This is a genomic window from Caballeronia sp. 11_S32, assembly GCF_056930355.1.
The window spans coordinates 1,207,952-1,233,660 of the sequence record NZ_JBXOWH010000001.1; the positions used below are offsets into that span (position 1 = coordinate 1,207,952).

General features: G+C 62.7%; 21 protein-coding genes. 9 read left to right on the top strand and 12 right to left on the bottom strand.

Annotated elements, in window-relative coordinates:
* Positions 1-83: 83 nt before the first annotated feature.
* From AC1Z32_RS05540 to AC1Z32_RS05550, 3 genes are all read right to left on the bottom strand, one after another.
* Complete coding sequence (locus AC1Z32_RS05540; protein WP_483477687.1) at positions 84-1,340, bottom strand: MFS transporter; 1,257 nt, start codon at positions 1,338-1,340, stop codon at positions 84-86.
* A 448-nt stretch (positions 1,341-1,788) separates the two neighbouring features.
* Positions 1,789-3,135: an Nramp family divalent metal transporter gene (locus AC1Z32_RS05545; protein ID WP_483477688.1), complete on the bottom strand. Its 1,347-nt coding sequence runs from the start codon at positions 3,133-3,135 to the stop codon at positions 1,789-1,791.
* Between the two features lie 285 nt (positions 3,136-3,420).
* Positions 3,421-4,761 carry a CapA family protein gene (locus AC1Z32_RS05550; RefSeq protein ID WP_483477689.1) on the bottom strand — a complete coding sequence of 447 codons (1,341 nt, stop codon included), beginning with the start codon at positions 4,759-4,761 and terminating at the stop codon, positions 3,421-3,423.
* Positions 4,762-5,074: 313 nt separating this feature from the next.
* Here AC1Z32_RS05550 and AC1Z32_RS05555 point away from each other — a divergent pair, with 313 nt between their 5' ends.
* Both AC1Z32_RS05555 and AC1Z32_RS05560 read left to right on the top strand, forming a co-directional pair.
* Complete coding sequence (locus AC1Z32_RS05555; protein WP_483477690.1) at positions 5,075-6,328, top strand: MFS transporter; 1,254 nt, start codon at positions 5,075-5,077, stop codon at positions 6,326-6,328.
* Between the two features lie 86 nt (positions 6,329-6,414).
* On the top strand, positions 6,415-6,537 hold the full coding sequence (locus AC1Z32_RS05560; RefSeq protein WP_483477691.1) for a hypothetical protein: 123 nt from the start codon (positions 6,415-6,417) through the stop codon (positions 6,535-6,537).
* A 95-nt stretch (positions 6,538-6,632) separates the two neighbouring features.
* On the opposite strand, the gene AC1Z32_RS05565 is transcribed toward AC1Z32_RS05560, so the two are convergent.
* Positions 6,633-6,893 carry a hypothetical protein gene (locus tag AC1Z32_RS05565; protein WP_483477692.1) on the bottom strand — a complete coding sequence of 87 codons (261 nt, stop codon included), beginning with the start codon at positions 6,891-6,893 and terminating at the stop codon, positions 6,633-6,635.
* A 477-nt stretch (positions 6,894-7,370) separates the two neighbouring features.
* Between AC1Z32_RS05565 and AC1Z32_RS05570 the strand changes: the two genes are divergently transcribed.
* The 4 genes from AC1Z32_RS05570 to AC1Z32_RS05585 all read left to right on the top strand — a co-directional run bounded on the left by AC1Z32_RS05570 (position 7,371) and on the right by AC1Z32_RS05585 (position 12,120).
* Positions 7,371-8,609 (top strand): MFS transporter, encoded by a 1,239-nt coding sequence (locus AC1Z32_RS05570; RefSeq protein WP_483477693.1) that lies wholly within the window; start codon positions 7,371-7,373, stop codon positions 8,607-8,609.
* Between the two features lie 143 nt (positions 8,610-8,752).
* Entirely contained in the window at positions 8,753-8,935 is a 183-nt protein-coding gene (locus AC1Z32_RS05575) for a hypothetical protein (protein WP_483477694.1), read from the top strand.
* Between the two features lie 307 nt (positions 8,936-9,242).
* Positions 9,243-10,724: a SulP family inorganic anion transporter gene (locus AC1Z32_RS05580; RefSeq protein WP_483477695.1), complete on the top strand. Its 1,482-nt coding sequence runs from the start codon at positions 9,243-9,245 to the stop codon at positions 10,722-10,724.
* Positions 10,725-11,046: 322 nt separating this feature from the next.
* A complete protein-coding gene (locus AC1Z32_RS05585; RefSeq protein ID WP_483477696.1) occupies positions 11,047-12,120 on the top strand; it encodes a DUF3616 domain-containing protein in 1,074 nt (357 codons plus the stop codon).
* A gap of 42 nt (positions 12,121-12,162) precedes the next feature.
* Here the strand turns inward: AC1Z32_RS05585 and AC1Z32_RS05590 are convergent, their stop codons facing one another.
* A complete protein-coding gene (locus AC1Z32_RS05590; protein ID WP_483477697.1) occupies positions 12,163-14,133 on the bottom strand; it encodes a PhoX family protein in 1,971 nt (656 codons plus the stop codon).
* Positions 14,134-14,663: 530 nt separating this feature from the next.
* Between AC1Z32_RS05590 and AC1Z32_RS05595 the strand changes: the two genes are divergently transcribed.
* Positions 14,664-15,239, top strand: coding sequence for a hypothetical protein (locus AC1Z32_RS05595; RefSeq protein WP_483477698.1), 576 nt, complete (start codon positions 14,664-14,666; stop codon positions 15,237-15,239).
* A gap of 59 nt (positions 15,240-15,298) precedes the next feature.
* On the opposite strand, the gene AC1Z32_RS05600 is transcribed toward AC1Z32_RS05595, so the two are convergent.
* On the bottom strand, positions 15,299-16,132 hold the full coding sequence (locus AC1Z32_RS05600) for a sugar phosphate isomerase/epimerase (protein WP_483477699.1): 834 nt from the start codon (positions 16,130-16,132) through the stop codon (positions 15,299-15,301).
* Entirely contained in the window at positions 16,129-17,385 is a 1,257-nt protein-coding gene (locus AC1Z32_RS05605; RefSeq protein WP_483477700.1) for an NAD(P)/FAD-dependent oxidoreductase, read from the bottom strand. The genes AC1Z32_RS05600 and AC1Z32_RS05605 overlap by 4 nt, the downstream gene beginning before the upstream one ends.
* A 218-nt stretch (positions 17,386-17,603) precedes the next feature.
* Here AC1Z32_RS05605 and AC1Z32_RS05610 point away from each other — a divergent pair, with 218 nt between their 5' ends.
* Complete coding sequence (locus tag AC1Z32_RS05610) at positions 17,604-18,617, top strand: LacI family DNA-binding transcriptional regulator (protein WP_483477701.1); 1,014 nt, start codon at positions 17,604-17,606, stop codon at positions 18,615-18,617.
* A 12-nt stretch (positions 18,618-18,629) separates the two neighbouring features.
* On the opposite strand, the gene AC1Z32_RS05615 is transcribed toward AC1Z32_RS05610, so the two are convergent.
* Genes AC1Z32_RS05615 through AC1Z32_RS05625 form a run of 3 tightly spaced genes read right to left on the bottom strand, consistent with a single transcriptional unit; the run spans position 18,630 to position 22,563 of the window.
* A complete protein-coding gene (locus AC1Z32_RS05615) occupies positions 18,630-19,658 on the bottom strand; it encodes an alpha/beta fold hydrolase (RefSeq protein WP_483477702.1) in 1,029 nt (342 codons plus the stop codon).
* Between the two features lie 54 nt (positions 19,659-19,712).
* Positions 19,713-21,218: a M81 family metallopeptidase gene (locus AC1Z32_RS05620; RefSeq protein WP_483477703.1), complete on the bottom strand. Its 1,506-nt coding sequence runs from the start codon at positions 21,216-21,218 to the stop codon at positions 19,713-19,715.
* Between the two features lie 31 nt (positions 21,219-21,249).
* A complete protein-coding gene (locus tag AC1Z32_RS05625) occupies positions 21,250-22,563 on the bottom strand; it encodes an MFS transporter (protein WP_483477704.1) in 1,314 nt (437 codons plus the stop codon).
* A gap of 139 nt (positions 22,564-22,702) precedes the next feature.
* On the opposite strand from AC1Z32_RS05625, the gene AC1Z32_RS05630 reads away from it, so the two are divergent.
* Positions 22,703-23,653 (top strand): LysR family transcriptional regulator, encoded by a 951-nt coding sequence (locus AC1Z32_RS05630; protein WP_483477705.1) that lies wholly within the window; start codon positions 22,703-22,705, stop codon positions 23,651-23,653.
* Here AC1Z32_RS05630 and AC1Z32_RS05635 read toward each other — a convergent pair.
* Together AC1Z32_RS05635 and AC1Z32_RS05640 are read right to left on the bottom strand one after the other, a co-directional pair.
* Positions 23,642-24,862 carry an MFS transporter gene (locus AC1Z32_RS05635; protein ID WP_483477706.1) on the bottom strand — a complete coding sequence of 407 codons (1,221 nt, stop codon included), beginning with the start codon at positions 24,860-24,862 and terminating at the stop codon, positions 23,642-23,644. The two genes, AC1Z32_RS05630 and AC1Z32_RS05635, sit on opposite strands and share 12 nt — an antisense overlap.
* 109 nt (positions 24,863-24,971) lie before the next feature.
* A complete protein-coding gene (locus AC1Z32_RS05640; protein ID WP_483477707.1) occupies positions 24,972-25,613 on the bottom strand; it encodes a hypothetical protein in 642 nt (213 codons plus the stop codon).
* Positions 25,614-25,709 lie beyond the last annotated feature (96 nt).

Below are 25,709 nucleotides of genomic sequence, written 5' to 3' on the forward strand. Positions count from 1 at the left end.
AGCGCCGCGCTGTGGTTGCGCGGCCCTGAGAGACGGACGTTGCAGGCGCTCCGGCCGAGCGCCCCGTTTCGACCTGTCGCGAACTAGTCCGGAAGGCGTCGCGCCCGGTAGGCGTAGTAGATCTGGACCGCCGACGAGACAGCGAGGAAACCAAAGCTCACCGCTCTTAGAAACTCCGCGCCCGTAAAGCGATCCGCTTGGTGGGTGAGCACCCAGCCTGCCAACGCCGGCCCCAACGAGATGCCGCCGACTGCGACGATGTAATAGACCCCGTTCATTTGCCCGGTCCTGTCCAGCTTCGACATGACGCCAAGAATCAACGGATTGATGACCCAGTATGAGAAGGCGAAGAGCAGCACTGAGCAGATGAACACGGCGAGCGATCGTGGAAACGCGAGCTGCAGGACGATCGCGCTGCACAGTGCGACGAAGAAGAGCGAGATGATCGGAGCAGACGCTTTCCGGTCTCCGGCAACGACCGCCATGGCAGACCCTAGCGCGCTGACGATCGCGGCCCAGCCCAGTACCGCGGACATCTGCGATCGTCCAATTTCGGCGGTTTCGCCCAGCACGGCGATGAATGGATAGAACGTGCCGATGCCGAGATAAAAGACAAAGAAGGTGGTCGCGAGGATCACTTTTTCCGGTAGCCCGAGCGTTCGCACGCCCTCGACCGCCACCGCCTTCTTCTTCTCGACTCGCTCATGGCTTTCCGGAACATATCCGATGAGCACCAGGGCAAGAGGAACCGTGCCTGCCAGAATGACGAAGATCGAATTCGCCCCGCAGATTCTGTCGATAAACGGCATGGCAAACGCGGCGGCGGCACCGTACAGCTGGGTAGTCGTCGAATAGAGTGCCGCTGTCTTCCCCGGACGCCCGGAGAGTGCAATAAGAATCCCGAGCCGTCCAAGGCCGAAGCCCGCCCCTACGCCAGACAGGCAGCGCAAGGCGTAAAGCAAGATGCCAGGATCAGCCTTGAACGGGATGCTTGCTACGTTAGCCAGCATCATCAAGGCCAGCGCACCGAATAAATAGCCCCGTCGCCGCAGGGCGAAGGGAAAAGCTGTCGCGAGGACAGTGCCGGCACTGGTGGAGATCATCTCGGCCGTCAGCAGATAACCAGATGTCGCCTTATCGAAGCCAACAGACTGAACGAAAGCCTGGATGATAAGCGGCTTGAGAGAGGAAGCCGCATGTCCGGCAACGCCGACCATCACGATTGCGATGATTGGCAGTGTCACCCAAAAGGCGGCGCGCGAGAAGAGTCCTCTGTCGTCAGTCGGTAGCGCGGAAATCGACTCCGCTTCGCGTAGATTGGTTGCTGCAGGGTCGCTCATTTGAACTGTCTCCTGTTCGTTAAACAACTAGTCAAACTGCATTCGATCAAGCTTTCAGATATCGTGGGCAATGCCGCTCTTCGGTCCGAAGGACAATATTTTGTTACGTAGGATGTCGAAATTATTCCTATGCTTGAAGACACTGTTAGGCGCTTACCGTGTCTCTATTCCCGCATCGTTTGATCAGTCTGCCTGTATACTTTGAGCGCGTATGTAAGGGCATTTACTTAGGGATCGGTCGCGCGGACTACGTCTCGCGCAATGCATGTGAAAATGCTGGCGACGGCCGCGCGCGAGGCCTGACATCCACTTTTTCTGGTCGATTTAACGGGGTGTTCAGGCTGCTTCAAGAAAGTTATGCGGCCATTCTTGCGACCACTTGTCCACGAGTGACCGCAATGATTATTCGCGATAGCTCATTCAGTCTCCAGTCGCGCATGCGTGAGGCTCAATGGGCCATCAGTTGCCAAAGCAGCGCCAAATTCAGCGCCACGATAATCCCGGCACACAACCACGCCAGCGCAAGCGGAATTCCCTTGACGCGGAACCGGCCCATGAGCGCGGCATCCGATGCAAAGCTCACTAAGGGAATCACGGCCAAAGGCAATTGCACGCTCAGCACCACTTGACTCGCAACCAGCAATTGGTTCGATCCATGTTCACCAAAAGCGCCCACGGCAAGCAGCGCCGGCCCTATAGCGAGCACTCGCGTGAAGAGCGCACGTGCCCAGCGCGCACTCTTTAGCCGCAGGAAGCCCTCCATGACCGCCTGACCTGCAAGTGTGCCCGTGACAGTCGCGTTGAGTCCGCAAGCAAGCAGCGCCGCCGCGAAGATGACCCCTGCCCACTGGTTGCCAACGAGAGGTGCGATCAGCCGATGAGCGTCGGCGAGATCGCTCACATCGTAATGACCGCTCGCGTGAAACACGGCCGACGCGACAATCAGCAGGGATGCGTTGACAGTGAACGCCAGACCGAGCGATGCGAACGTGTCTACATTGACCGCTCTCATGGCGTCTGCGGTCGACTGTTCGTCTCTGTCGTTCGCGTGTTCCTTCACGAGCGCAGAGTGTAGATAGAGATTGTGGGGCATCACCGTTGCGCCCAGTATGCCTGCAGCGAACCAGATCATGCCCGCGTCCCGCAGCAATTCGGTCGATGGTTTGAGACCAGCGAGCGCTGCATGCCACGAGGGATTTGCGAGAGCGAGTTCGACGATGAAACACAATCCAACGAAGAAGATCAGCAAACTTACGACGACCTGCAGCGGGCGTTGGCCGCGGCTCTGAAGTGCCAGCATGGCGAATGTGGCGAATCCCGACATCAGCACGCCTACAGTCAGCGAAACACCAAGTAACAGTTGCAACGCCACTGCGCTGCCTACGACTTCCGCGACATCGCAAGCGATGATCGCGATTTCACAAGCGATCCAAAGCAGGATCGTGGTTCGACGGCTATAACGCTCACGGCACAACTGAGCGAGGTCACGTCCGGTTACGACACCGACTCTCGACGCTACCCACTGCAACAGCAATCCCATCAGGCTCGCTGCGAGGACGACGCTCAGCAGTTGATAGCCGTATTTCGCCCCGCTGCCGAGCGCGGTGGCCCAATTTCCCGGGTCCATGTATCCCACGGCAACCAGGGCTCCCGCACCGATGAACGACATCCATCGCCCGCGAGCGTCGCGTGAACCGTCAGGCGGCTCGCCCCGTCGCGCACCACCGCTTTCCGGGAGGTTATTGGACGACGGGAGCTCGACCGCCCCAGAGTGATTCAATACAAGCGAGTTCATATATCTGCGATGTTCGTCTCACAAGACCATATACTCAGTCTGCCTGTATACTTTTGAGGTGTCAATAACACGGTGGATAGGGAAGAACCCGGGATGCCTACTTCGTGGAATTGGCGGCAGCGTCTGGCGGAAAGAATGAGCACCCGCCAGGCTGCGAAAGAACCTCTTATGCCGGAGTGGACGCGATTATTCGACGGAGGGATCCGTCATTAGATTGAAGATCCCCGGCGTGTGCCCGCACCGCTTCGCAACACGACGAAGCGATGCAAGCGTGGACAAATCACGTCAAAGATCTGGCCTGATCTTTCCGACGCAACGATCTCCGTCCCGGACGATTTCAACGCTCGCACCGAATGGTTTGGAAAGACCATCGAGACGGGACAAGATTCGTGCAGCTTCGTCGCCGGACGCTAGCTGTGGGCAACCGCGCCGGCTCCTCGGCGCATCTCTTCCAAGCGTAATCGGATGGAGTTCGCTGTCAGCGAGAACACCGTTCTCATAGGTGAAGCGCGCCACAACCGACTCCCAGAAAAGCGGCTGCTTGCCGTAGCCCGTTACCACGTCGAACAGATCCGCGGGCGTCGATGTCAGGGGCATGCCCTGCTGCTCATAGACCTCGAGCGGAAACGAAGAGAACGTTTCCACGTTGAAAATGAAGTTGCCGAGCGAGTAACAAATGGGCCGGCCGGCATAGAGCTCGACACCGCGGAGCATATGAGGGCCATGCGCAAATACGCCATGTGCGCCGGAATCGATCAATTTATGCGCGAGCGGCTGGAGGAACTCCGCGGGGGTGTCGCTGTTCCAGCGCCCCTGAAGGCCCTCGTGACAATGAAGACCAACGAACACGAGGTCTGCCTGACGAGCGGCTTCCCGCACGGAGGCAGTGAGCGCTTCGACATCCCGTTCCAGCGCGTCCGTTACCACTCGGGACGTCTCGCCCGGCGCAAAATTGACGCCCTCCACTGCGAAGCCGCCGGGCGGCGGCGGGTCATATACGTTCTTGTCGGGATAGGGAAAATGTATTCCCGGCGCAGTTGTCCCTGTCGCCGTGACATTCACGCCCGCCTCGGCGAGGATGTCGCGCAGTTCGTCGAAACGTTCCTTCTTGATGTAGTGAGTCTTTTGAACGCGAACCGGCGCAATGCCAGGGCGCCCGACGTCACCAACGCTCGGGTCCGCTGCAAGGTTGAGACGCGCATTGCTCGAGCCCGCAGCGATGTAGGCAACGCGGCAGCCCGGCGCACTGAAATAGCGCGGCGCCCGCGCCTCGCGCAGCGTGCGCCCTACCCCGGCGTAAGTCAGTCCGCGAGCCTCGAGCGCCTCGATCGAGGAAACCAGTCCGGAAACGCCGTAATCGGTCGCGTGATTGTGCGCCATCCCGTAGATGTCAATGCCGAGCCACTCGAACTCCGACAGAAGCTCCGGCTCGACACCGCACGGAATGCCGTGCATGGTCGTCGAAGCCATCCGGCCGCGGCCCGGAAAGACCATCTCGACGTTCGTGATCGCAACATCGGTATTGCGCAGCATTTCGACGAGAGCCAGGAAATCGGCATCGGGATTAGGCGATATGCGCTGCGTGAGCATGGCGTCGCCCGTGGCGAGAACACTTACTTTTGACACGAAGAACTCCTTTTGGTGTACCAACTCGGGATACATTGATCTCGACGTCGCCGAATGTCAACGCAAAATTTGGGGGTGTCAGGCGGTAGGTAGATTCCCTTACATACGGGTCCAATATATACAGGCAGACTGAGAATATATAAGCAGGGAGACTGATTATTGTGTCGACGCCCCGGCGGGGATGCATCGTGGGCTGTCCGGTGTGGCCTTGTCGGCGTCGCGGCAATCGAGCCCCATGTCCACATCGGCTTGTTCGCGGTGGCAGGTGGTGCTTCGATCGTCAGGCCTGTCACAATAGGGAGAGACCTTTGAAATGAGCGATCCTGCAACGGGCAGACTTCAGAAGGCGGAGGCTCACTCCGTTGACCTTATGGGAAGCAATGGCATGTCCCGCGCCAGCCTGTGGGTGGCATTGCCCATCGTCGCGATCGTTGTCGTGGGCGTTGCGGGACATGCGGCGTCCTCGCTCAAGCCGCTCATCATTCAGGCCTTCGTTCAATCTGTCGGATTCGACAAAGCGACCTCCGGCTATCTTCTGACGGCCGAGATGATCTCGACGAGCGCCGGCACGGTGCTGGCGACGGCTTTTCCGTTCGCCCTGCGTAGGCGAGAGTACCTGTTCGGCGCCCTCGCGTTGATGATGCTGGCGAACGTAGCAAGCATCGCGTTCAAGACTGACCCGGGCTTCATTCTTTACGCTCTGCGTTGCCTGTCGGGTGTAGGCGCGGGTTTCGGCCTGGGACGGCTTGGCATCTTGATTGCCCTGTCCGGGCGACCGGGCAAGACCGCCGCGCTGTATTCGACGAGTACCCAGCTATATGGCGCGGCGGCTGCGTTTGCCATGCCGTTCATGGATCGGCTCTGTGGATCGAACTCGATTTTCCTGATCCTGGCTGGCACGGTCCCGCTCGCGCTGGCGCTCATTGGCTTTATTCCGGAAAGTCACGACCGCGTCGAAAAAAAGAAGACGGCGGCGGTCGAGGGAGCACGAGCCCTCGGGCTTGGCGAGAAAGCAATTCTCGCCACGACCTTCGGTGTGTTTTATCTCGGTGTGGGAACGTTTTGGCCCTTCATCTCGGTTCTCGGCGAAACGTCCGGTATTGCTCGTACAACGATGTCCGCGGTCCTCGGCTGGTCCGCCATTGTGAGCGCGTTGGGGTCGGCCATGGCGGTGTTCGTCGGCGACCGCAAAGCCTCGGCTCCGATCATCAGCCTTTTCTTCGTCGTGCTGTGCTGCTCCGTAGTAATCCAGCTCATCTTCCCTCGGTCGCTTGTCGTTTTCATCTCATCGGTATTATTTTTCGCCTTTGCGTATTGGGTCATCAATCCAATGATCCTCGGCGTGATGTCGAAGCTGGATAAGACCGGGCAGATGAACGGCGTCTATTACATCGTCGCGGTCGGAGGCATCGCGTTGGGCCCGGCGTTGGCGGGTTGGATTCTCACTCACGAAAGCAACCGGTTCATGAGCGTGGAGTTCCTACGAACCGCGAGCCTCTCTCTGCTTGCGGTTTCTTCGGCGGTACAGATCTACTACGCCTTCCGCGCCAGGCGCCTGCCAGACTGAAAACCGAGCCCCCGCTGAAAGAGATGGATCGCGAGGCGGTCCAGCCCGAATTCGCGTTTCATCCGATCGTTGTCTGGAGATTTTCGATGCACAAACTATCCGCAGGCGCATTGCGTGTCCGTATCAGGATCATTCTGGGTGTGACCTTTATCGTCGCGGGCGTCGCGCTGCAATTGCTGCACGCTTCCAACTGCCTTCGTGCTGGATAGGGTCGATCATCCATCAGCATGGCTCTCTCGAACGGTCTCTCGCCGGCATGACGCATTGCTCTGACTGAGACCGCTGGTTTCAAAGCGCGAGCGGATTACTGACCACCCTTATAGACGTCACAGTAAGATGCCGGGCCGACGCAAGCTTGCTGCGGTGTCCCGGTTGTTCTCGCCATCGCACCGGAAGCGGATTTACCGGCCGCGCCCCCGTAGCCGGACGCGTCGCCGGAAGGGGCGGCACTGCCGTAAGTTTGCGATGCGGACGCGGACTGGTTGTCCGTCGCATCCTGAGCTTGCGCTACGCTTACGGAGAGCGCGGCCACGAGCGCGGCCGCTAAAAGCAGTTTATTCGACATGGCAAATCTCCTTGACTAGTCAAAGCAAAGCGTGACCGTGCTGCTGCATGGCGCTCGGTCCATGCCTTTGACGCGGTCGGACGTCTCGCTGCTCGCGCGAGTCGAGCGTCGCTGATAAAGCGGGGGACCGTGTTAGAGAGACGGGCGTCAGTCAAACGGCTTCTTCGCAGAGGAATGACAGGGACGTTCCGGGTGCCACGTACGCCCAAAGAGTGCAGCCAGATCGACATGGCAAGCGCACGAAAAAAGATTGGTGCACACTTAAAACGATCCAGCTCTGCCGGAAATGAAATGGCCTCGATTGGCGTGCGGCCGTAGAGCGCCAGAGTGCGTGACGAGCGAGGACGGCATCGGCGTCATCGGAGTCGATCATGAAATGGGGATATCTGCGAACGCCCGATAGTCGGCCGTATTGCCTGTCCCTGGCTCGTGACGCGCGCTATGCATGGTGCAAGGATGCCGCGCATCCCTAGAGGCATGACTCACGGAGCCGGCGGCTCGCGCCTTGCCGCGCTGCTCCTCCCCGAAGGCGTCCAGCCCGGCGCCCTGAGCCTGCTGACTGCCCGTGGGCTGCGTGGCATGTGCGACGGCTTTATCGCGGTGCTGCTACCGGGCTATTTGCTGGCGCTCGGCTTTGGACAACTGGCTGTTGGCCTGATCAGCACGACGACGTTGTTCGGCTCCGCCTTCGCGACGATCGTAGTGGGCTTCGTGGGCAATCGATTTGCGTCGCGCGTCCAGTTGCGTTTTGCGGCCGCGCTGATGATGGCCACGGGTTTCGCGTTTGCGGGCCTGTCATCGCTATGGCCGCTGCTCATCGTTGCGTTCATCGGCACGCTGAATCCGAGTTCGGGCGATGTCAGCCTGTTTCTCCCGCTCGAACATGCGAGCCTGGCCGAGTCCGCAACCGGTGACGCACGGACCACGGTGTTCGCGCGCTATAGCCTCGTTGGCGCGTTGTCCGCCGCACTCGGAGCACTGGCCGCCGGCGTGCCGGATTGGCTCGCCGCCCGCCACGCGGCCTCACCGCTCACGGCGATGCGCATCATGTTCATCGTCTACGCGATGTCGGGAGCGATTATCTGGCTGCTCTACCGGCACATGCCGGCGCGCCAGTCCAGCGGCGACACGCGACGCATACCGCTCGGTCCATCGCGCGCAATCGTCACGCGCCTTGCGTTGCTGTTCAGCGTCGACGCCTTTGCTGGCGGACTGCTCGTCAATTCGCTGCTGACCTTGTGGCTGATTCAGCGGTTTGGACTTTCGCTCGGCGCCGCGGGTCGGTTCTTCTTCTGGGCCGGTCTGCTCAGCGCGGGTTCGCAGCTTGCCGCGGCGCCCTTGTCACGTCGCATCGGCCTGCTCAACACCATGGTGTTCACGCATATTCCCTCGAGCATTTGCCTCATTGCGGCAGCATTTTCGTCGTCGCTCATGCTGACCCTGGCGCTGCTTCTCGTGCGCAGTGCGCTCTCGCAGATGGACGTACCCACGCGCAGCGCTTATGTGATGTCGGTCGTCACACCGGGCGAGCGCCCCGCTGCCGCGAGTTTTACCGCGGTTCCGCGAAGCCTGGCAGCCGCGCTCGCGCCCACCCTGTCGGGTGCACTGCTGGGGCTCGGGTGGCTTGGCGCGCCGCTCGTCGCGTGCGGCGCGCTCAAAATTGCCTACGATCTTTCGCTGCTCTTCCTCTTCCGTCGCGTCAAGCCGGATCGCTGATTTCCCTGGATGACAGGAAGCATTCGAGCGAACCCGGTAAAGAAACGTTTACCGTTGCCGATAACCTGAACCATGGGTAGCCGGACGACCGTTCGGGCCGATTACATCCGACAGAGAGAGAAATGGTCTTCAGCTACAGGGACATGATGGTCACGCCGGCAGCGGTCCGGCAGGGCAATATGTTTGCCGCGACGGCGCGAATCCAGGATTTGAACGGAGCGGAGCGTTCCGTGCGACTGCCGGGCGAGTTCGCCAACGTGGAAGAGGCGATCCGCTTCGCGATCGCGGCGGGCTTCGAATATATCGATTGCGAGCAGCGCTGCTGATTCGCCCCGCAGCGCGCCCGCGCGCTTTCAATCGGGTAAAATACCGACGCCGCGACATGTGCTCGCGGCGTTTCTTTTTCCAGCCCACGCAAAGACACCTATGTAGCGCTCCGCGACACTCCTTCGTCACACACATCTGACCGACAGGGGTTCGCGGACCTATGGCGCGTCGCCCGCGTTTCGCCTTTGCGATGCGCCGCGACGCCGCATCCGACTTTCACGCGCATCGAATCGCCGCCTCGTTCGGCGAACCGCGAGATGCCACGCGTCCGGTCTTTCCAGCAATCGATTCAACGACACCCTATCCATGAAGACACACACACTGCGCGAAGAGTGGTTCTCGAACGTGCGCGCCGATGTGCTCGCCGGCATTGTCGTCGCGCTCGCGCTCATTCCCGAAGCGCTGGCCTTTTCCATCATCGCGGGCGTCGATCCGAAAGTAGGGCTCTACGCCGCGTTCAGCATCGCGGTGGTATCCGCGATCGCGGGCGGGCGTCCCGGCATGATCTCGGCGGCGACGGGCGCGGTCGCGCTGCTGCTGTCGTCGCTCGTGAAAGCGCACGGCGTCGAGTATGTGCTCGCGGCGGGCATGCTCGCGGGCCTGTTGCAGATCGGCGCGGGATTCGCGAGACTCGGCGCGCTGATGCGCTTCGTGTCGCGCTCGGTCATCACGGGCTTTGTGAATGCGCTCGCGATTCTCATCTTTCTCGCGCAGTTGCCGCAATTGCACGCACAGCCGTGGTACGTCCACGCGATGGCCGCGGGCGGCCTCGCGATCATCTATCTGCTGCCGCGCCTGACCAAGGCGGTGCCGTCGCCGCTCGTCTGCATCGTCGTGCTGACGATCATTTCGATGGCGCTGCATCTCGAACTGCGCACCGTCGGCGACATGGGCTCGTTCCCCGATCGCCTGCCGGAATTCGCGTTCCCGCGCGTGCCCTTCTCGCTCGACACGCTGCGCATCATCTTTCCGTATTCGGTGGCGATCGCGATTGTCGGCTTGCTGGAATCGCTGATGACGGCCGCCATCGTCGACGATTACACCGATACCCCGAGCGACAAGAATCGCGAATGCCGCGGCCAGGGCTGCGCGAATATCGTCGCGGGCTTTCTCGGCGGCATGCCGGGCTGCGCGATGATCGGCCAGACGGTCATCAACATGAAATCGGGCGGACGCCAGCGTCTTTCGACCTTCGTGGCCGGCGCGTTCCTGCTTGTGCTCGTCGTGTTCCTCGGGCCGTGGGTCAAGCAGATTCCGATGGCCGCGCTCGTCGCCGTGATGATCTTCGTGTCGATCAGCACGTTCAGCTGGAAATCCATTGCGAATCTGCGCACGCATCCGAAGAGCTCGTCGGCCGTGATGCTCGCGACGGTGATCGTCGTCGTGGCGACGGGCAATCTCGCGATCGGCGTGGGCGTCGGCGTGCTGCTCTCGGCGCTCTTCTTTACGTCCAAGGTGCGCCGCGTGCTCGCGGTGGAGTCCACGCTCGATGAAGCCACGGGCGAGCGCCGCTATGCGGTGCGCGGACAGGTGTTCTTCGCGTCGTCGGAAGCCCTCGTTTCGGAGTTCGATTTCAAGGAAAACGTGCGCTCGGTGCGGCTCGATCTGTCGCACGCGCACTTCTGGGACATCACGGCAATCGACGCGCTGGATCGCGTCGTGCACAAGTTCCGCCGCAACGGCATCGCGGTCGATGTGACCGGCCTGAACCGCGCGAGCGCGACGATGATCGAGAAATACGCGACGCACGACAAAACGTCCTCGACGCACTTCGAGCCGACGCATTGACGCTGCGTCATCGATGCGGGCATCCGCGCGTATCGCGCGCGGGTGCATGCGCGCTTACAACTTTCCTCGCATCTTTGGAAAATATTTCAAATAGCCGTCCGTTGCCTTTCCTTGATCTTGGAATGTTCGTCTCCTACTCTGATTGCATGGTTCCTACGGATAGCTAAAGAGCCTCATGCAATCCGACGAACAACCGAATTAAAAGAACGATAAGCCTCTTCAGCAAATCGCCGATGCGCAAAGCATCGTTCGCGCCCCTCATGCGTCGTCGGAGCTCGCTTCGGGAACGGCAATCTGAACATTCGATCCGGAGATCAGCATCATGAGCGATTCGGCCTTGGCCTCGCCCATCGGGCATGTGCGTCTGTTCTTTCGCCACGATGAAAAAACAACGGCCCCGACGAGCCTTTCCGCGGTTGAGCAGATTGGCAAGTCGCTCTGGCTGGCCGGCGACGAGTCATCGTCACTCGAGCGTCTTATCAGCGAGGATGCCGCCAACTATGACGACCATGTGAGCATTCCACTCGGTTCGCATTTCCCCTTGCCTGTCGCGGTGGATCAGGAAATCGATCTCGAAGCGCTGTCCTGGGACAAGAGCACCGGCCGTCTGTGGCTGGCCGGTTCGCATAGCTGGCGCCGCAAGCAGCCCAAACCTGACGACAGCAGCGAAAAGGCCTTCGATAAGCTGGCGCATATCGACCAGCAGAAAAACCGTTATTTGCTCGGTTCGATCAAGTTGGCGGAAGCTCCAGGAAAGGACGGAATCTGGGAGCCGGTGCCAAACAGCGGCCTCGCATTGCCCTTCACTGCAAGCGGCAATTCCTTGACCGACTTGTTGAAGAACGATCGACTGCTCGGCCCGTTCATGCCGATTCCATCGAAGGACAATGGCTTCGATATCGAGGGCATGGCCGTGAAGAACGATGAGGTCCTGATCGGTTTGCGCGGCCCTGTTCTGCGCGGCTGGGCCTCCATTCTGCACTTGAAGTTCGATTCAGCCGCAGCCAGGAACAACGCGCTCGCATTCGAGCCCTCGAACGGCCAGAAGTACCTTCATCACGTACTGGATCTCGACGGTCTGGGCGTGCGCGATCTATGCGTTCTGGACGACGATGTGCTGATTCTGGCCGGTCCCACGATGTCACTCGATGGCCCCGTTCGCGTGTTTCTTTGGCGCGCGCCGTTTTCGCTGAGCGGCAATACGCGTGTCGATGGCGCGCAACTGGAGCGCTTGTTCGACGTGCCTTGGGGAAATCGAATGGACCACGCGGAAGGACTGACGGTCTTCAAGCGAGACCACGACCAGCCGCGTCTGTTGGTGGTCTACGACAGCCCCCGCGAAGGGCGGCTGCATGAAGGAAAGTACTTCGAAGCCGATCTCTTCCGCATTCCCTGAAAGAACACGGAGCGCGATTGCCCGCACTCCGTGTGAGGCGCATCAGCTCAGCTTGATCGACGTGGGGTCGGCGGTCAGATAACCGACCGACGCGCCGAAGCGATCCTTATAGTTCGCGCGCACGAGCGGATCGAGCGTCGACTGCACTTTCGCGTGCAGGCTGCTGCTCCAGTCGCCCGCGTGCTGGAAGTTGCTCATGATGTACGTCCAGCCGTTGATCTCGTCGACGGCATGCAGGCCAGTCGATTCCGCGCCCGACGGCGCCGACAGAATGCGCGACAGCGACTTCGTATCGACGTTGTACGCCCACAGGAAATTGTTGACGTGCATGCCGCTGTCCTCGCCGATGAAGAGCGTGCGCAGCTTCTCCGAGAACTTGATGTTGTCCGGATTCGCGATGCGTTCCGGATTCGCGGTATTGCCGAGCGCATCTGCCGCGGCGAGGTCTTCGCCGACGAGCGCGGCGGGCGCGGCCATATCGACGGGCACCCATTCGCTGTTGATCGCGGCGCCCGCGATATCGCGCTGGCCTGCCTTCATGTTCAGCGCATACACCGCGCCGGAGTTGATGGACTTGTCGAGCGCGATGTCGGTCGAATGCGCGTTGCCCTTCACCATCGACGAAACGATCTGCGACATCGCCGAGTAAAGCACCTTGTCCTTCGCGTTGACGGTCGTGCCTTCGAGCTTCGTGAAGCCCATGCTCGCGCCCTTCAGTGCGGCATAGCGGTGCGTCTCGAGGAATGCCGCGGCCTTTTCCATGCCCGGCTTGATGCGGATCCAGTTGAACTTGCCGCCGTAGTGGATGCGTGTGTACGAAGGATCGGTCGGCGGATTCTTCTCGTCCGTGACGATATCCATGATGTCGGCGATCGTCAGCGTGTTGGCGAGGTTCTCGATTTCATCGCTCGTCGCGTGGCCTATGTTGAGCCACGTGAGCGTCGCCGAGCCGGCGCCCGCCGATGACGTCTGCGTCCACTTCGCCACATAGAGCGTGCCCGCCGAGAGATCGGCTTCCTTGTCCGCGACGAACATGAAGAGGCCGCCGTTGGTTGCGTCGTCGCCCATCAGGACGGTGCGCTTGTCGGGCATCACCTGAATCAGCTCGTGCGAGATGCGGCCGAGGCAATAGTGCTTCTTGATCGTGCCGGTGCCGTCCGGATGCACCGTCACTTCCGGCAAATGGCCATAGTGATAGGCACGGGCTTTGGTCTCGTCGCCATAGAGGTTCTTGCTGTATGCCTTGAATTGCGAGTTGGTCGCGAGCGTGGCCGCATCCGGCTCGTACTCTTCGCTCGACAAATGCGTATTCCAAGGCGACAGGCTCGCGCCGCACGTGATCCAGAGTCCGTTCGCTTTCGACGTATCGACGTTCGCGTAGCTCACGAGCGTGAGCTTGCCCGTCGCCGGGTCCTGGTCGAGCGTGAGCACGGCGATCGGCGAAGGAAGCCGGCCGTACATGTCGGCATCGGCCTGATCGCGCGACGTGTATTCGAACTGCACCACGGCGAAGACCGCGTTGCCTTTCACGCCCTTCACGGCCGGATTGTCGATCTTGATGAGCGACGTGCCGTCCGGGCAGTCGGAGAAGAACTGGCGCTCCTTGCCCGACGACGAACGGTCGATGATCGGCTGATTATCGATGTCGAAGTAGCCGCCCGCGACGATCGTGCCGCCCGTCGTGTTCGTCACGGTATCGCCGGTCATGAAAAACGGCTGATACGCGAGCTTGTACGTGCGGCTGCTGCCGTCGCTGAAGTTCGCGGTCATCGTCGAGGCTACCGTGGTCTTGGCCATCGCGTTGGGATCGGCGAGTGTGGGCGCGGCCATGCTGCCGAACGCGGCCGTCGTGAAGGCGGCCTTCGTCGTGGAGGTGGGCGTAGCCGCGTTGCTGTCGCTGCCGCCGCATGCGGTCAGCAAGGAAGCTGTGGCCGCGCCGCCAAGCGGCAGCATCGGTGCGCCGGCGAGGATCTTGAGGGCCTTGCGGCGGGAGAGGTCGAGTGGCTGCGCCATGTGTGGTTTCGAATCCTTGATTGTGGGTTGTGTACCGGCGAACGAAGTCCCCGCCTCGGGCCGTTGCGGCCTGACGTGCCGGTTGACGCGCTACTGTAGGAAATGAATGTGAAATGCGTTTGACAGGCGTGTGTAATTAGATTGTTCATGGCCTGAAAGCGGCAATGCGGGTGTCGGCGCGGCCACGACTTCACGAGTTCGCAGACATCCCAAAATTTCCCCGTGCTAGCATCTCGATCCCGTCAGTTTGCTTACAGTCAAGCTCCCGGGAATACATGAGCATCAGCAACAGGAACAACATGTTTTTGAACAAAAAATCACAAACAATTCCCGCAGTAGTCCTTGCAATCTTTTTGGCGGCATGTGGCGGCGGTGGTAACGACAGTTCGTCGGATTCCGCCCAGCAACCGCAGGACTCCCAGCCATCGGCGCAGACGCCTGCCGCCAGCGCTGACTGGACGTATCAAGGCTCCGTTCCGATGGTGACCGGATCGAACGACCAGGTCGCTGTGCTGCGAGCACCCGCGACCATGACCGCGAACAGCATCGTCAGCCCGACCTTCAGTGCGTCGGCCGCGCCGCTGTCGGTTCAGGTGCAACAGGCAGGCGGCGCCTTCACGACGCTGGGTTCGTCGGCCAGTTCCGTGACGCTCACGCAGAAAGGCACGGTTGCCGATATCGACGGCGCGGGCGGATATATCGCGATCGGCCGCTGGACCAACGGCTCCGATTCGAGCGGCGCAAGTTTCAATTCAAACCAGGGCGCGCATTACATCGTCGGCAATCCGCTCCAGGTGACGAAGTCCACCGGCACGCTCGCCTGCACGAACCTGATGGCCACGTCGCCGACGTCGGTCACAGGCAACACGGCACCCGGCAAGCTCGTGTCCGCGAGCGCCACGCTCGATCTCTCGACGCTTAGCCTGAGCGGCTTCACGACGACCATCACGATTGGCTCCGACGCCAACGCGAGCGTCGCGAAGGGAACAGTCATGAGACAGTTGATGGGCAACGACGAGGCGCATCCGCTCGTCGCCGTCCTGTATGCCGTCAAGTTGCCGAACACGGGCGACGTCAACGGCGCCGTCGTGTTGTCCTGCAACTAATACCGCAGAAATTCTGACGGTATCGCAAGAAAAAAGGCCACGATTCGTGGCCTTTTTCGTCAGTCTCCCTTCTCCCACAGGTCTCGGACCCACTCCCGCATCATCAACGATTCGGCCCATCGGTCCGTCATGTCATTTCCATCCCGCCCGATGATCGCGTAAGGCTTCGGCCCCAGCTCGCAAGTGAACGCGAGCGTCTCATCCGGCCCGGCGCGCTTGCGCCACGACGCAAACCCGTACCGCCACCAGTCGAGAAACAGATCCACCCACATGCGATGCGGCTCGAAAGAGACTTCGATCTGCACCTGCTCCCGGCTCGCGACGCGCCCATGAAACGCCCACGAATGATCGAGGATGCGATGAATCAGCGCATGATTCTCCTCCGACACCGGCCACGCGAACTCACGCCCGACGAGGTAATGCGAAAGATCCGCGAGCAGCCTCAGGTCCGGAAGCGCATCGAGCAGATCGAGCGTGAACAGCAGATCCGTCGTCATGCGGTCGCGATGCGTTTCGATATACATCGGCACGCGCGCTTCTTCTGCGAGCCGCTGCCATCCTTCGAGCAAGCCGATGCATTCGCGCACCGTGCGCGGCCGCACGTCGGGCTGCACGTCGATGTGATGCACGCCGAACTCCACCGCGTTCTCGAGCACGGGCTTCAGATCGTCGACCGTGCGAGGAAAGCACTGCCCTTCCGCCGATAATCCGTATTCCGCGCGCAACTGCGCGAGACGCTTCACGTCCTCGCGTTTCGTGTAGTGCGCGCTCACGCCATCGAAGCCCGCGTGCGCGATCATGCGCACGTTTTCTTCGAGCGTGCGTTCGTGACCATCGGTATGACGGCGCTCCATCGCCCAGAGCGACTGAAAGATCAGCAGCCGTTGGCTCATTGCATCGCCGCCGTCAAAAGCGAGCGCAGCTTGATGGATCGATCCGCGAGCACGCTGGCTTCAACGCGCGCACGCCGGGCGATCAGTTCCTGCGCGATCCGCACGTCGCGCGCGATCTGCCCTGCCTGTCCAATGCCGCTCGCGCCGACGATCACGCCCTCGCCATCCAGCGCGAAATAGACACGCGCGTCATCGCCCGCTTCGCGCACGACGGTCGTCGCGCCTTGCGCGGGCATGCCTGCGATCTGTATCGTCGTGTCGTATTGATCGGACCAGAACCACGGCACCGCGTCGAACGTTTCCGCATGGCCGAGCATGTTGCGCGCCGCCGTGCGCGCCTGATCTTCCGCGTTGCGCCAGCATTCGAGCCGGATGCGGCGATTGAACAACGGATGAGGAAACGAGCACACATCGCCCGCTGCGTAGATATGCGGGTCGCTCGTGCGCAGCGTTGCATCGACGGCGATGCCATTGTCGATATCCAGCCCCGCCGCCTGCGCGAGCGCCGTGCGCGGGACGACGCCGATGCCCGCGATCACCGCATCGCATGCGATGAACGCGCCGTCCGCGAGCATCACGCCTTCCACCCGCGATGTTCCCTCGATACGCTCGATCCTCACATCGAAACGCACATCGACGCCCATGCGCACGTGCCGCTCGATCACGGCGTGCGCCACCGCTTCGGGCACGGCGCGCATCAACGCGCGCGGCGCGGCTTCGAGCACGCACACGGAACAACCCCGTGCGATGGCCGTCGCAGCGACTTCTAGCCCGATGAACCCCGCGCCGATCACGACGATGCGCTTGCCCGCGCCCAACTCTCCCGCAATGCAGAGCGCGTCCGGCACGTTGCGCAGCACGTGTACACCTTCGAGCGTCGCGCCGGGCAGATCGAGCTTGCGCGGCGCGGCGCCCGTTGCGATCAGCAGGCGCTCGTAAGCGATCTCACGGCCATTGCGCAGCATCACTTCCTTCGCAACGCGATCGATGCGCGCAACGGGTGCATCCACACACAAGTCGATACCTTGCTCATCGAAGAACGCGTGGCTGAAGATGCCGCATTCCTCGACGCTTTTCTGCCCGAGCAACACCGCCTTCGACAGCGGCGGCCGTTCGTACGGCGCGATGCCTTCATCGCCGAGCAGCATGATGGAGGCGGCCCATCCGTTCTCGCGCAGCGCATGCGCGGTGCGCGCGCCGCACTGCCCCGCGCCGATGATGACCATCGTTTTGGTCGGTTGACGTTCGGACATCGTTGCCCTCGGCTGATGTGGTTTGGCGAGATGATCGGACGCGCCGCATGGAACATCCTGACCTGCATTTCAGTCTCGAATTGAGCACGCGTCAAATGAAGTTTTGCCTCATTTTGAGCATTAAAGGGTTTTTACGGGGTCATTCAGGTGGATTAGCCGATCTTGCAGCCTCAAAATGAGGCATCATTCGACAAACAAGGACGCCGACGAGACCCACGATGAAAGGCAAGCCGACGCTCAAGCAACTCATGGAAGCGACGCAACTGAGCCGCGCCACCATCGACCGCGCGCTCAACGGCCGCCCCGGCGTGCATCCGCGCACCAGAAGCGCGGTCGCGGCGGCGCTGGAGCAGTTGGGCGGGCGCGAGCGCACGATCTCGACATCGCCGGAAGGCGCGCGCAAGACGCGCGAGTTCAGCCTGATCGTCCAGGCAGGCGACGCATTCACCGACGAATTCACGCGCTGCGCATCCGCATACCAGCGAGAAGGCGTGCGCGTGAAGGTCGTGCGCTGCGTGGGCATGTCGGAAGCGGACGTCGCCGCGGCGATCCGCGAGGAAGCCGGGCATGCGCACGGCATCGGCATTACGTGCGTGAACACGGATGCGACGGCGTCCGCGCTGCGCGAATGCATGGCGGCGGGCAAGCCTGTCGTGACGATGATCACCGACGTCGACGCCGACGCGCGTCATGCCTATGTCGGCGTGAACAATCGCGCGGCGGGACAGTCGGCGGCATTTCTGATCGGGCGGCACTTGCAGGGGCAAGCCGCGCCCGCGGTCGCGGTGGTGGTCGCGACCTTCTCGTACACGTGTCACGAAGATCGCGAGATCGGCTTTCGCTCGCTCTTGCGGCAACGCTTTCCGAATGTGAATCTCGTCGAAGTGATCAAGGGCGCGGACTCGGGCCCCGCGACCTTCGAGGCGACGAAGCGATTTCTCGACACACACGGCGAGCTCGCGGGCATCTACAACGTCGCGGGCGGCAACGAAGGCCTCGCCGCCGCGCTGCGCGAACACGGGCTCGTGGGCCGCACGCTTTACGTCACGCACGAAGTCAACCGCATTACCGAGCCGTTGTTGCGCTCGGAAGTCATCGACTATCTGTTGACGCAGGACATGACGCTGCTCATCGATACGACGGTCGAGCATCTGAGCGCCGCATGCGAAGCGCGCCGTGCTCAGGCGCAGGCCATTCTGCCGATACGAACCTACAGCAAGTATTCGCTCTAGCCCGCTTCGCGCCTACATGCGGTCCGCTTCGATCACCGCATCGGCGAAGGCCTTCGGCGCTTCCTGCGGCAAGTTATGCCCGATGCCGCCCGCGACGTTCCGATGCTTGTACTTGCCGGTGAACTTCTTCGCATACGCGGCAGGATCGGGATGCGGCGCACCGTTGGCATCGCCTTCCATCGTGATGGTCGGCACGCTGATCGTCGGCGCCGTCGCGAGACGTTGTTCGAGCGCGTCGTATTGCGCTTCGCCCTTCACGAGCCCCAGCCGCCAGCGATAGTTGTGAATCACCACCGCGACGTGATCCGGATTCTCGAAGGACTTCGCGGAACGGTCGTACGTGGCGTCATCGAAGTTCCATTTCGGCGATGCCAGTTGCCAGATGAGCTTGTTGAAATCGTGGCGGTTCGCTTCATAGCCGGCCTGGCCGCGCTCCGTCGCGAAGTAGAACTGATACCACCACGCGAACTCCGCCTTCGGCGGCAGCGGCGCGCGATTCGCCTGCTGGCTGCCGATCAGATAGCCGCTCACCGACACCATCGACTTCACACGCTCAGGCCACAGCGCCGCGATGATGTTCGCGGTGCGCGCGCCCCAGTCGAACGCGCCGAACGTGGCCTGCTGGATCTTGAGCGCGTCCATCAGCGCGACGATGTCCACCGCGACCACCGCCTGCTGACCGTTGCGCGGCGTGTCGGCGGACAGGAAGCGCGTCGTGCCGTAGCCGCGCAGATACGGCACGATCACGCGATAACCCTGCGCCGTGAGCATCGGCGTGACTTCGGCGAAACTGTAGATGTCGTAGGGCCAGCCGTGCAGCAGAATCACGACTGGACCATTCGCCGGCCCCGCTTCCGCATAGCCGATATTGAGCGCGCCCGCGTCGATCTGGCGGATATCGGCGAAGCCGGCGGACGAAGACGAGCGTGGGGCGGTTTGAGCGCGAACCATATCGCTCAGGCCGAGTTGCATGACGCCGACGCTCGCGACAGCCGTGCCGAGAAAACGGCGGCGCCACGCGTTGATCTGATCATCCGGCATGTTGGCATTCTCCTTTTTCGATGTTTTCAATAAGCGCAAAAGAACCCGAAACCGTCATGCAGCCGATGCGCGCAGCGCGGAAAGCGTCGGCCCCATCGGGCGCACGCGCATGCGCGCATCGAGATTGCGCCACGGCAGGTCGGCCGGATCGGCGGCCATCGGACCGGGCGCCTTCGCGACGAGAATCCGCTCGGCGATCGGCTCGAAATCCGCGCGAAAATGCACCGAGCTCTTGTTCACCAGAATCTTCATGCGCTCCGGCTCGATGCCCGCGACACGAAAGAGGTTGCGGTCGAATACCTGCATCTTGATGCTGCTCACTGCGATACGCACGCCGCCGATGCGCAGGCATGCGGTCGGTCCCAGCTCGCCGGTCATGCCGTTGAGCATCGGGCCGTCGAAGCGAAAGCGTCCGTCCGACAGATACTCGACTTCGAATTCGCCTTCAAGCGGCGAATCGCCCGGCACGTTCGAGCCGCCGCCGAGCGCGAGCCTGATGCGCGCGCCAACGCCCGCGCGGTGCGCCGCCCGCGCCGCCTTTTCGTCCCAGATCACGCCGACGGCCGCGTCGCGCGCGCCGTTGCGCAAGAGCGCGCGGACCATGCCCATCGTGTTCGAATCACCGCCGACGCCCGGATTGTCCTGCGTATCGGCGATGATCACGGGCTTCGTCGCGGCGCGGCTCGCATCGATGGCTTCGCGCGCGGCTTCGTCGGGAGACAGGAACGGCACGTCCCAGCGCGCTTCTTCATCGACGAGTTTCGACCAGAGCGCAGCGACGGCTTTGTCCGCCGCTTCCTGATCGAGCGCATAGCCCCAGAACACGGGCCCGCATTCATCGAAGTCCGACGCCGGAAAGCCCGGCGCGAACGACAGCGACACCGCATCCTTTTCGAGCGCTTCGAGCATGCCGTACATGCCGCGCGCAGGCTCGACGAGCGTGCACATGCCGTTCACCGGAATCAGGAACGGCACGCGGCGCATCGCGCGTTTGAACGGCCTGCCATGTTCGATACGCTGCGCCAGCAGATGCGCCGCGCGCAATCCGGTCTCGGCCATATCGACGTGCGGATACGTGCGATACGCGACGAGCGCATCGGCGAGTTCGACCATGCGCGCCGTGACGTTCGCGTGCAGATCGAGCGAGACGACGAGCGGCATGTCATTACCGACGATGTTGCGCACGCGCGCCAGCAGTTCGCCTTCGCCATCGTCGAGATGCTCGGTGACCATCGCGCCGTGCAGATCGAGATAGATCGCGTCGAAGCCGCCTTTGCGCACATGATCGACGATCGCGCCCGCGATGCGCTCATACGCATCTTCCGTCACATGCGCCGATGCGCTCGCGCCCGCCCAGATCACCGGAATCAATTCATGTCCTTGCACCTCGGCCCACTGAATGAAGCCGCCGATCGGCACGTTCACGTCGCGCAGCTTGAGCACATCGTCGCCGTGCGCCATCGGCGGGAAGCCTTCGCCCTGAATGAAGCTCTGGTAGCTCGCCTTCGTCGGCGCGAAGGTGTTCGTTTCGTGCTGGAATCCTGCGATCAAGATCTTCATGATCCTTGTCCTTTCGATGGTCGATTGATGTTCAGGCCGTGCGTGCCTTGGCCGCCGCAACCGTGCGCTTGTTCGTGAGAATCAGCACGCATGAAAGCGCCGCCATGCACGCCATCACGAGCAGCCCGCCGTTCGTGCTGCCGGTCGCGGACTTCACCCAGCCGATCACCGCCGGACCCCAGAAGCCGCCCGACAGGCCGATCGTGTTGATGAGCGCGATGCCGCCCGCCGCGGCGGGGCCGGATATCGTTTCGGAGGGAATCGCCCAGAAGACCGTGTAGGCCATCCACATGCAGGCGGTGGCGAGCGTGAGCAGCGCGAGCGTCGCGACGAGATTGCCGGATGCGTACGGCGTCATCGCCAGGAGCGCCGCGCTTGCGAGCGCCGGCAGCGCGCTGTGATAGCGCCGCTCGCCGACCTTGTCGGAGCGCCGGCCCGCGGCGTACATCGCGATCGCGGCGGCGACATACGGAATCGCGGCATACCAGCCGAGACGGATCGTGTCGGTCACGCCCTGCTCTTTCAGCAGCGTCGGCAGCCAGAAGCTGATCGCATAGATCGGGAAGATGATGCAGAAGTACGCGAGCGCCAGCAGATAGATGCGCGGGTTCCTCGCGACCTCCCTGAACGATTCGATGCGATGCGACGAGCCGCCATGCGCGCCCACTTCCGCTTCGAGGAGGCGCTGTTCGTTCTGCGTGAGCCACTTCGCATCGGCGGGACGGTTCGCGAGCACGCGCCACACGAGCACGCCCAGCGCGATGCACGGCAGGCCTTCGACGAGGAACATCCATTGCCATCCCGCCAGACCGCCGACGCCCGCGAGCGATGAAATCAGCCACGCCGAAAGCGGCCCGCCGACGACACCGCCGAGCGGCCCCGCCACGAACACGAGCGCGATCGCGCGCGCCATGCGCTTCGGCCCGTACCAGCACGAGAGGTAATAGATCATGCCCGGCGCGAAGCCCGCTTCGAACACGCCGAGCAGGAAACGCATCCCGTAGAACGCGGGCACGTTGCGCACGAAGAGCATGCACGCCGACGTGATGCCCCACAGCACGAGAATGCGGCTGAACGTGATGCGCGCGCCGATCTTCGGCAGCAGCAGGTTGCTCGGCAATTCGAACAGCACATAGCCGATGAAGAAAATCCCGGCGCCGACGCCATACGCCGCGTCGGAGAAGCCGAGATCGCTTTGCATCTGAAGTTTCGCGAAACCCACGTTCACGCGGTCCAGATACGCGAACATGTAACACACGATGAGCAGCGGCAGGAGCCGCCAGTTGATTCTGCTGTAGAGCGCCGAAACGGCATCGCCGCCTCGCAGGGTCTGAATCGTCGACATGCGCGTCTCCTTGTTTGTCTCGCCCGTCTTTCCGGGTGAGGCCATGTTGAGCGCGTGCGACCGTGCGAGCAAGAGCAACTAAGTTCACGTATCGTTGCCCTGTGAGCAACACAACATCCTTTCGATACGGACGGCCACCATGCGCGAAATCAACCAGCAACGCCTGCGTTACTTTCATGAAGTGCTGTCGCACGGCACGATTCGCGGCGCGGCGGATCATCTGAATACATCGCCGTCCGTCATCGCGCGGCAGATCAAACTGCTGGAAGACGAACTCGACACGACGCTCTTCGAGCGCGAGCCGCGCGGCGTGCGCCCGACCGAGGCGGCGTTTCATCTGCTCGAATTCTGGCGCGGCTATCGCTCGCAACAGGAGAAGCTGGAAGACCAGTTGCACGCGCTCAAAGGCCTGCAGCAAGGGCAGATTCGCCTCGCGGTGAGCGAGGGTTATGTCGATACGCTCGTCGATGACGTGCTCGCCCCGTTCTGCGCGCGTTATCCGCGCCTCGAAATCGACGTGCAGATGCTCGCCGTCGACGATCTGCTCGAAGAAGTCGCGCAAAGCCGCGCGCATATCGGGCTCGCGTACAACCCGCCGCCGCACGAGCGCATCGAGATTCGCGCGAGTTCGCCGCAGCCGGTCGTGCTGCTTGCGCGGCGCGATCATCCGCTGGCGCGGCGCGGCGGCGTCGCGCGAATTCGCGATCTGCTCGACTATCCGCTCGCGCTGATGCCGCCCACTTTCGGCATTGGCCATGTCGTGAAGATGCTGGAAACGACCGACAACCTCGCCATCCGTCCGACGCTCACGACGAATTCGCTCGGCGCGTTGAAGCGCTTCGTCGCGGCGGAGAATTTCATGACGCTGATCGGCGAGTTCGCGGCGTACCGCGAGCTGGCGAGCGGCGAGCTCACGACAATCCCGATCGCGCATCCGTTATTCGAAAGCGCGCAGGCGAAGCTGCTCGTGAAAACGGGACGGCCGCTCGCGGCGGGGCCGCAGGAATTGCTCGACTGGATTCTCAGCCGGATGCCGATGTTCGCGCAGCCCGCGCCCGTCGCGGCGAAACGCCGTCGATCACGCCGATAAGGCGCTGTCCGGCACATCCGCGAGGCGCGCGGCGGGCGATGCCGCGATGATCCACGCCTGCACGACAAACCCCGCCGCCGCCGCGACCAGACACGGCCCCATGCCGAGGCGCGCGCTGATCGCCGCGCCGAGCAGCGCGCCCAGCGGACGCGCGCCGTAGGTCGCCGTGCTGTTGAGCGCCGACACGCGGCCCATCATGCTCGCGGGCGTGATGGCCTGGCGCAGCGTCGTCGAGCCGACGGTCCACAGGATCGGCCCCGCGCCCAGCAGGAAGAAGCTCGATACCGCGAGCCAGAACGACGGCGCCGCGAGCGTCGCGACCATCGCGAGCGATGCAGCGAGCCCGCAAAACGGCCCGACGAGCAGCATCCGGCCGAACGCGATGCGCCGCGCGACGGCGGGCGCAGCCAGCGCGCCGCACACCATGCCGACGCCGTACGCGCCGAGCGTCACGCCGACGGCCGACGCGCTCAGGCCCAGCCGCTCAACCGCATAAGGCACGTAGACCGACTGCAGCGTGAAGAAGCCGAGGTTGAAGAACACGGCGGTGGCGAGCATCGGGCGCAGCAGCGCATCGCGGGCGACGAAGCGCGCGCCTTCGCGAAGCTCTGTCAGAAAGTGGCGCGCGGCGGCGGGCGGGCGCGCCGGTTCGCGCAATCCCGCAAGCAACATCGCCGCCGATGCCGACAATCCCGCCGCGCAGCCATACGCCCATCCCGCGCCGATCCATCCGACGATCAGCCCGCCCAGCGCCGGCCCCGCCGAGTACGCGACGCTGCGCGCCAGCTCGATGCGCCCGTTCGCGGCGGGCAGCGCGGCGCGCCCGACCAGCGCCGGGACCAGCGCGGGCGCGGCCACGTTATAGGCGACCGTGCCCGTCGCGCCGAGAAAACCCAGCAGCGCGAGCAGCGGCAAGGTCAATGCATGCGCGAGCACGAGCAGCAGCACGCAGAGCATCGCGAGCGCGCGGGCGCATTCGGCCACGGTCATCAGCGTGCGGCGCGAGCGGCGGTCCGCGATCACGCCGAGCGGCATCGACAGCAACAGGAACGGCAGCGTCTGCGCGCTTTGCAGGAGGCCGATATCGACGGCGGACGCGCCGAGCGCGAACACGGCGACAAGCGGCGCGGCGGCGAGGCCGATCTGCTCCGCCGATTGCGCGAGCAGGTTCGACCAGGCAAGGCGTTGGAAGGAAGGCGGGAAGCGCATCGGAGGTGCTCCGTGACGGATGGGGATGGTCCATCGTCGCGGCGATGACGCGCGGCGGCACTCCAGATCTTGCGCTGTGATTCGGTTGGATGACGCCGGTTTCCTCGCGCTATGGCGCGCCGCCGTCGAGCTTCGCCTTTTCGGCGGCGATCTGATCGGCGATCTTCGCGGCCAGATCGTCGAGCGAAGTGATCGATTCGGTCTGGTTGATGATGAAGCGCGCCGCCGCGCCGTAGGGCTTGGGCGCGGCCGCGGACTTCTGCCCTTTCAACTCGCCGCTCGTGTCGATCTGCGTGGGCGGCGCGCCGGGGTTCGCCGCGAGATCCGCGAGCTGTACGGCGACGTGCGTGTTGGGCGTCTTGTCCGATGAACCCATCGACGGCAAGGTGGCGCCGAATCCTGTCGACAGCGTTTCATCGAACTCGCCGGTCACCAGCCAGCCCGACGCGGGCCGCGCCGCTTGCGCCGTCACATGACACGCGGCGATGCCCTTCGCATTCAACGCCTTGACGATGCCATCCGCCAGCGCCGAAGCATTCTCGTGAATCTTCATGGAATTGCGCGCGGCGCGCAGGCGCGAGCCGGGGAAATGCGAGGAGCCGCCCTGCTGGCTCACGGGCGTGAAGTCGGTCACATACACCGGCTTGCCCGCGCCCGGACTCGCGCACGGCGTCGCGTCCTGGCCGAACGCGAGCGTGCTGATCGCGAAACCCATCGCGGCCAGTGAAACGCGCAACGAAGATGTCTTCATCGGTTCTCTCCGTGATCAGCGGGCGATCCTGGCCTGCAAGGTCACGCGCGCAGCGCTATCGGATTGCGTCCATCGCGATGATAACGCCGGCGGAAA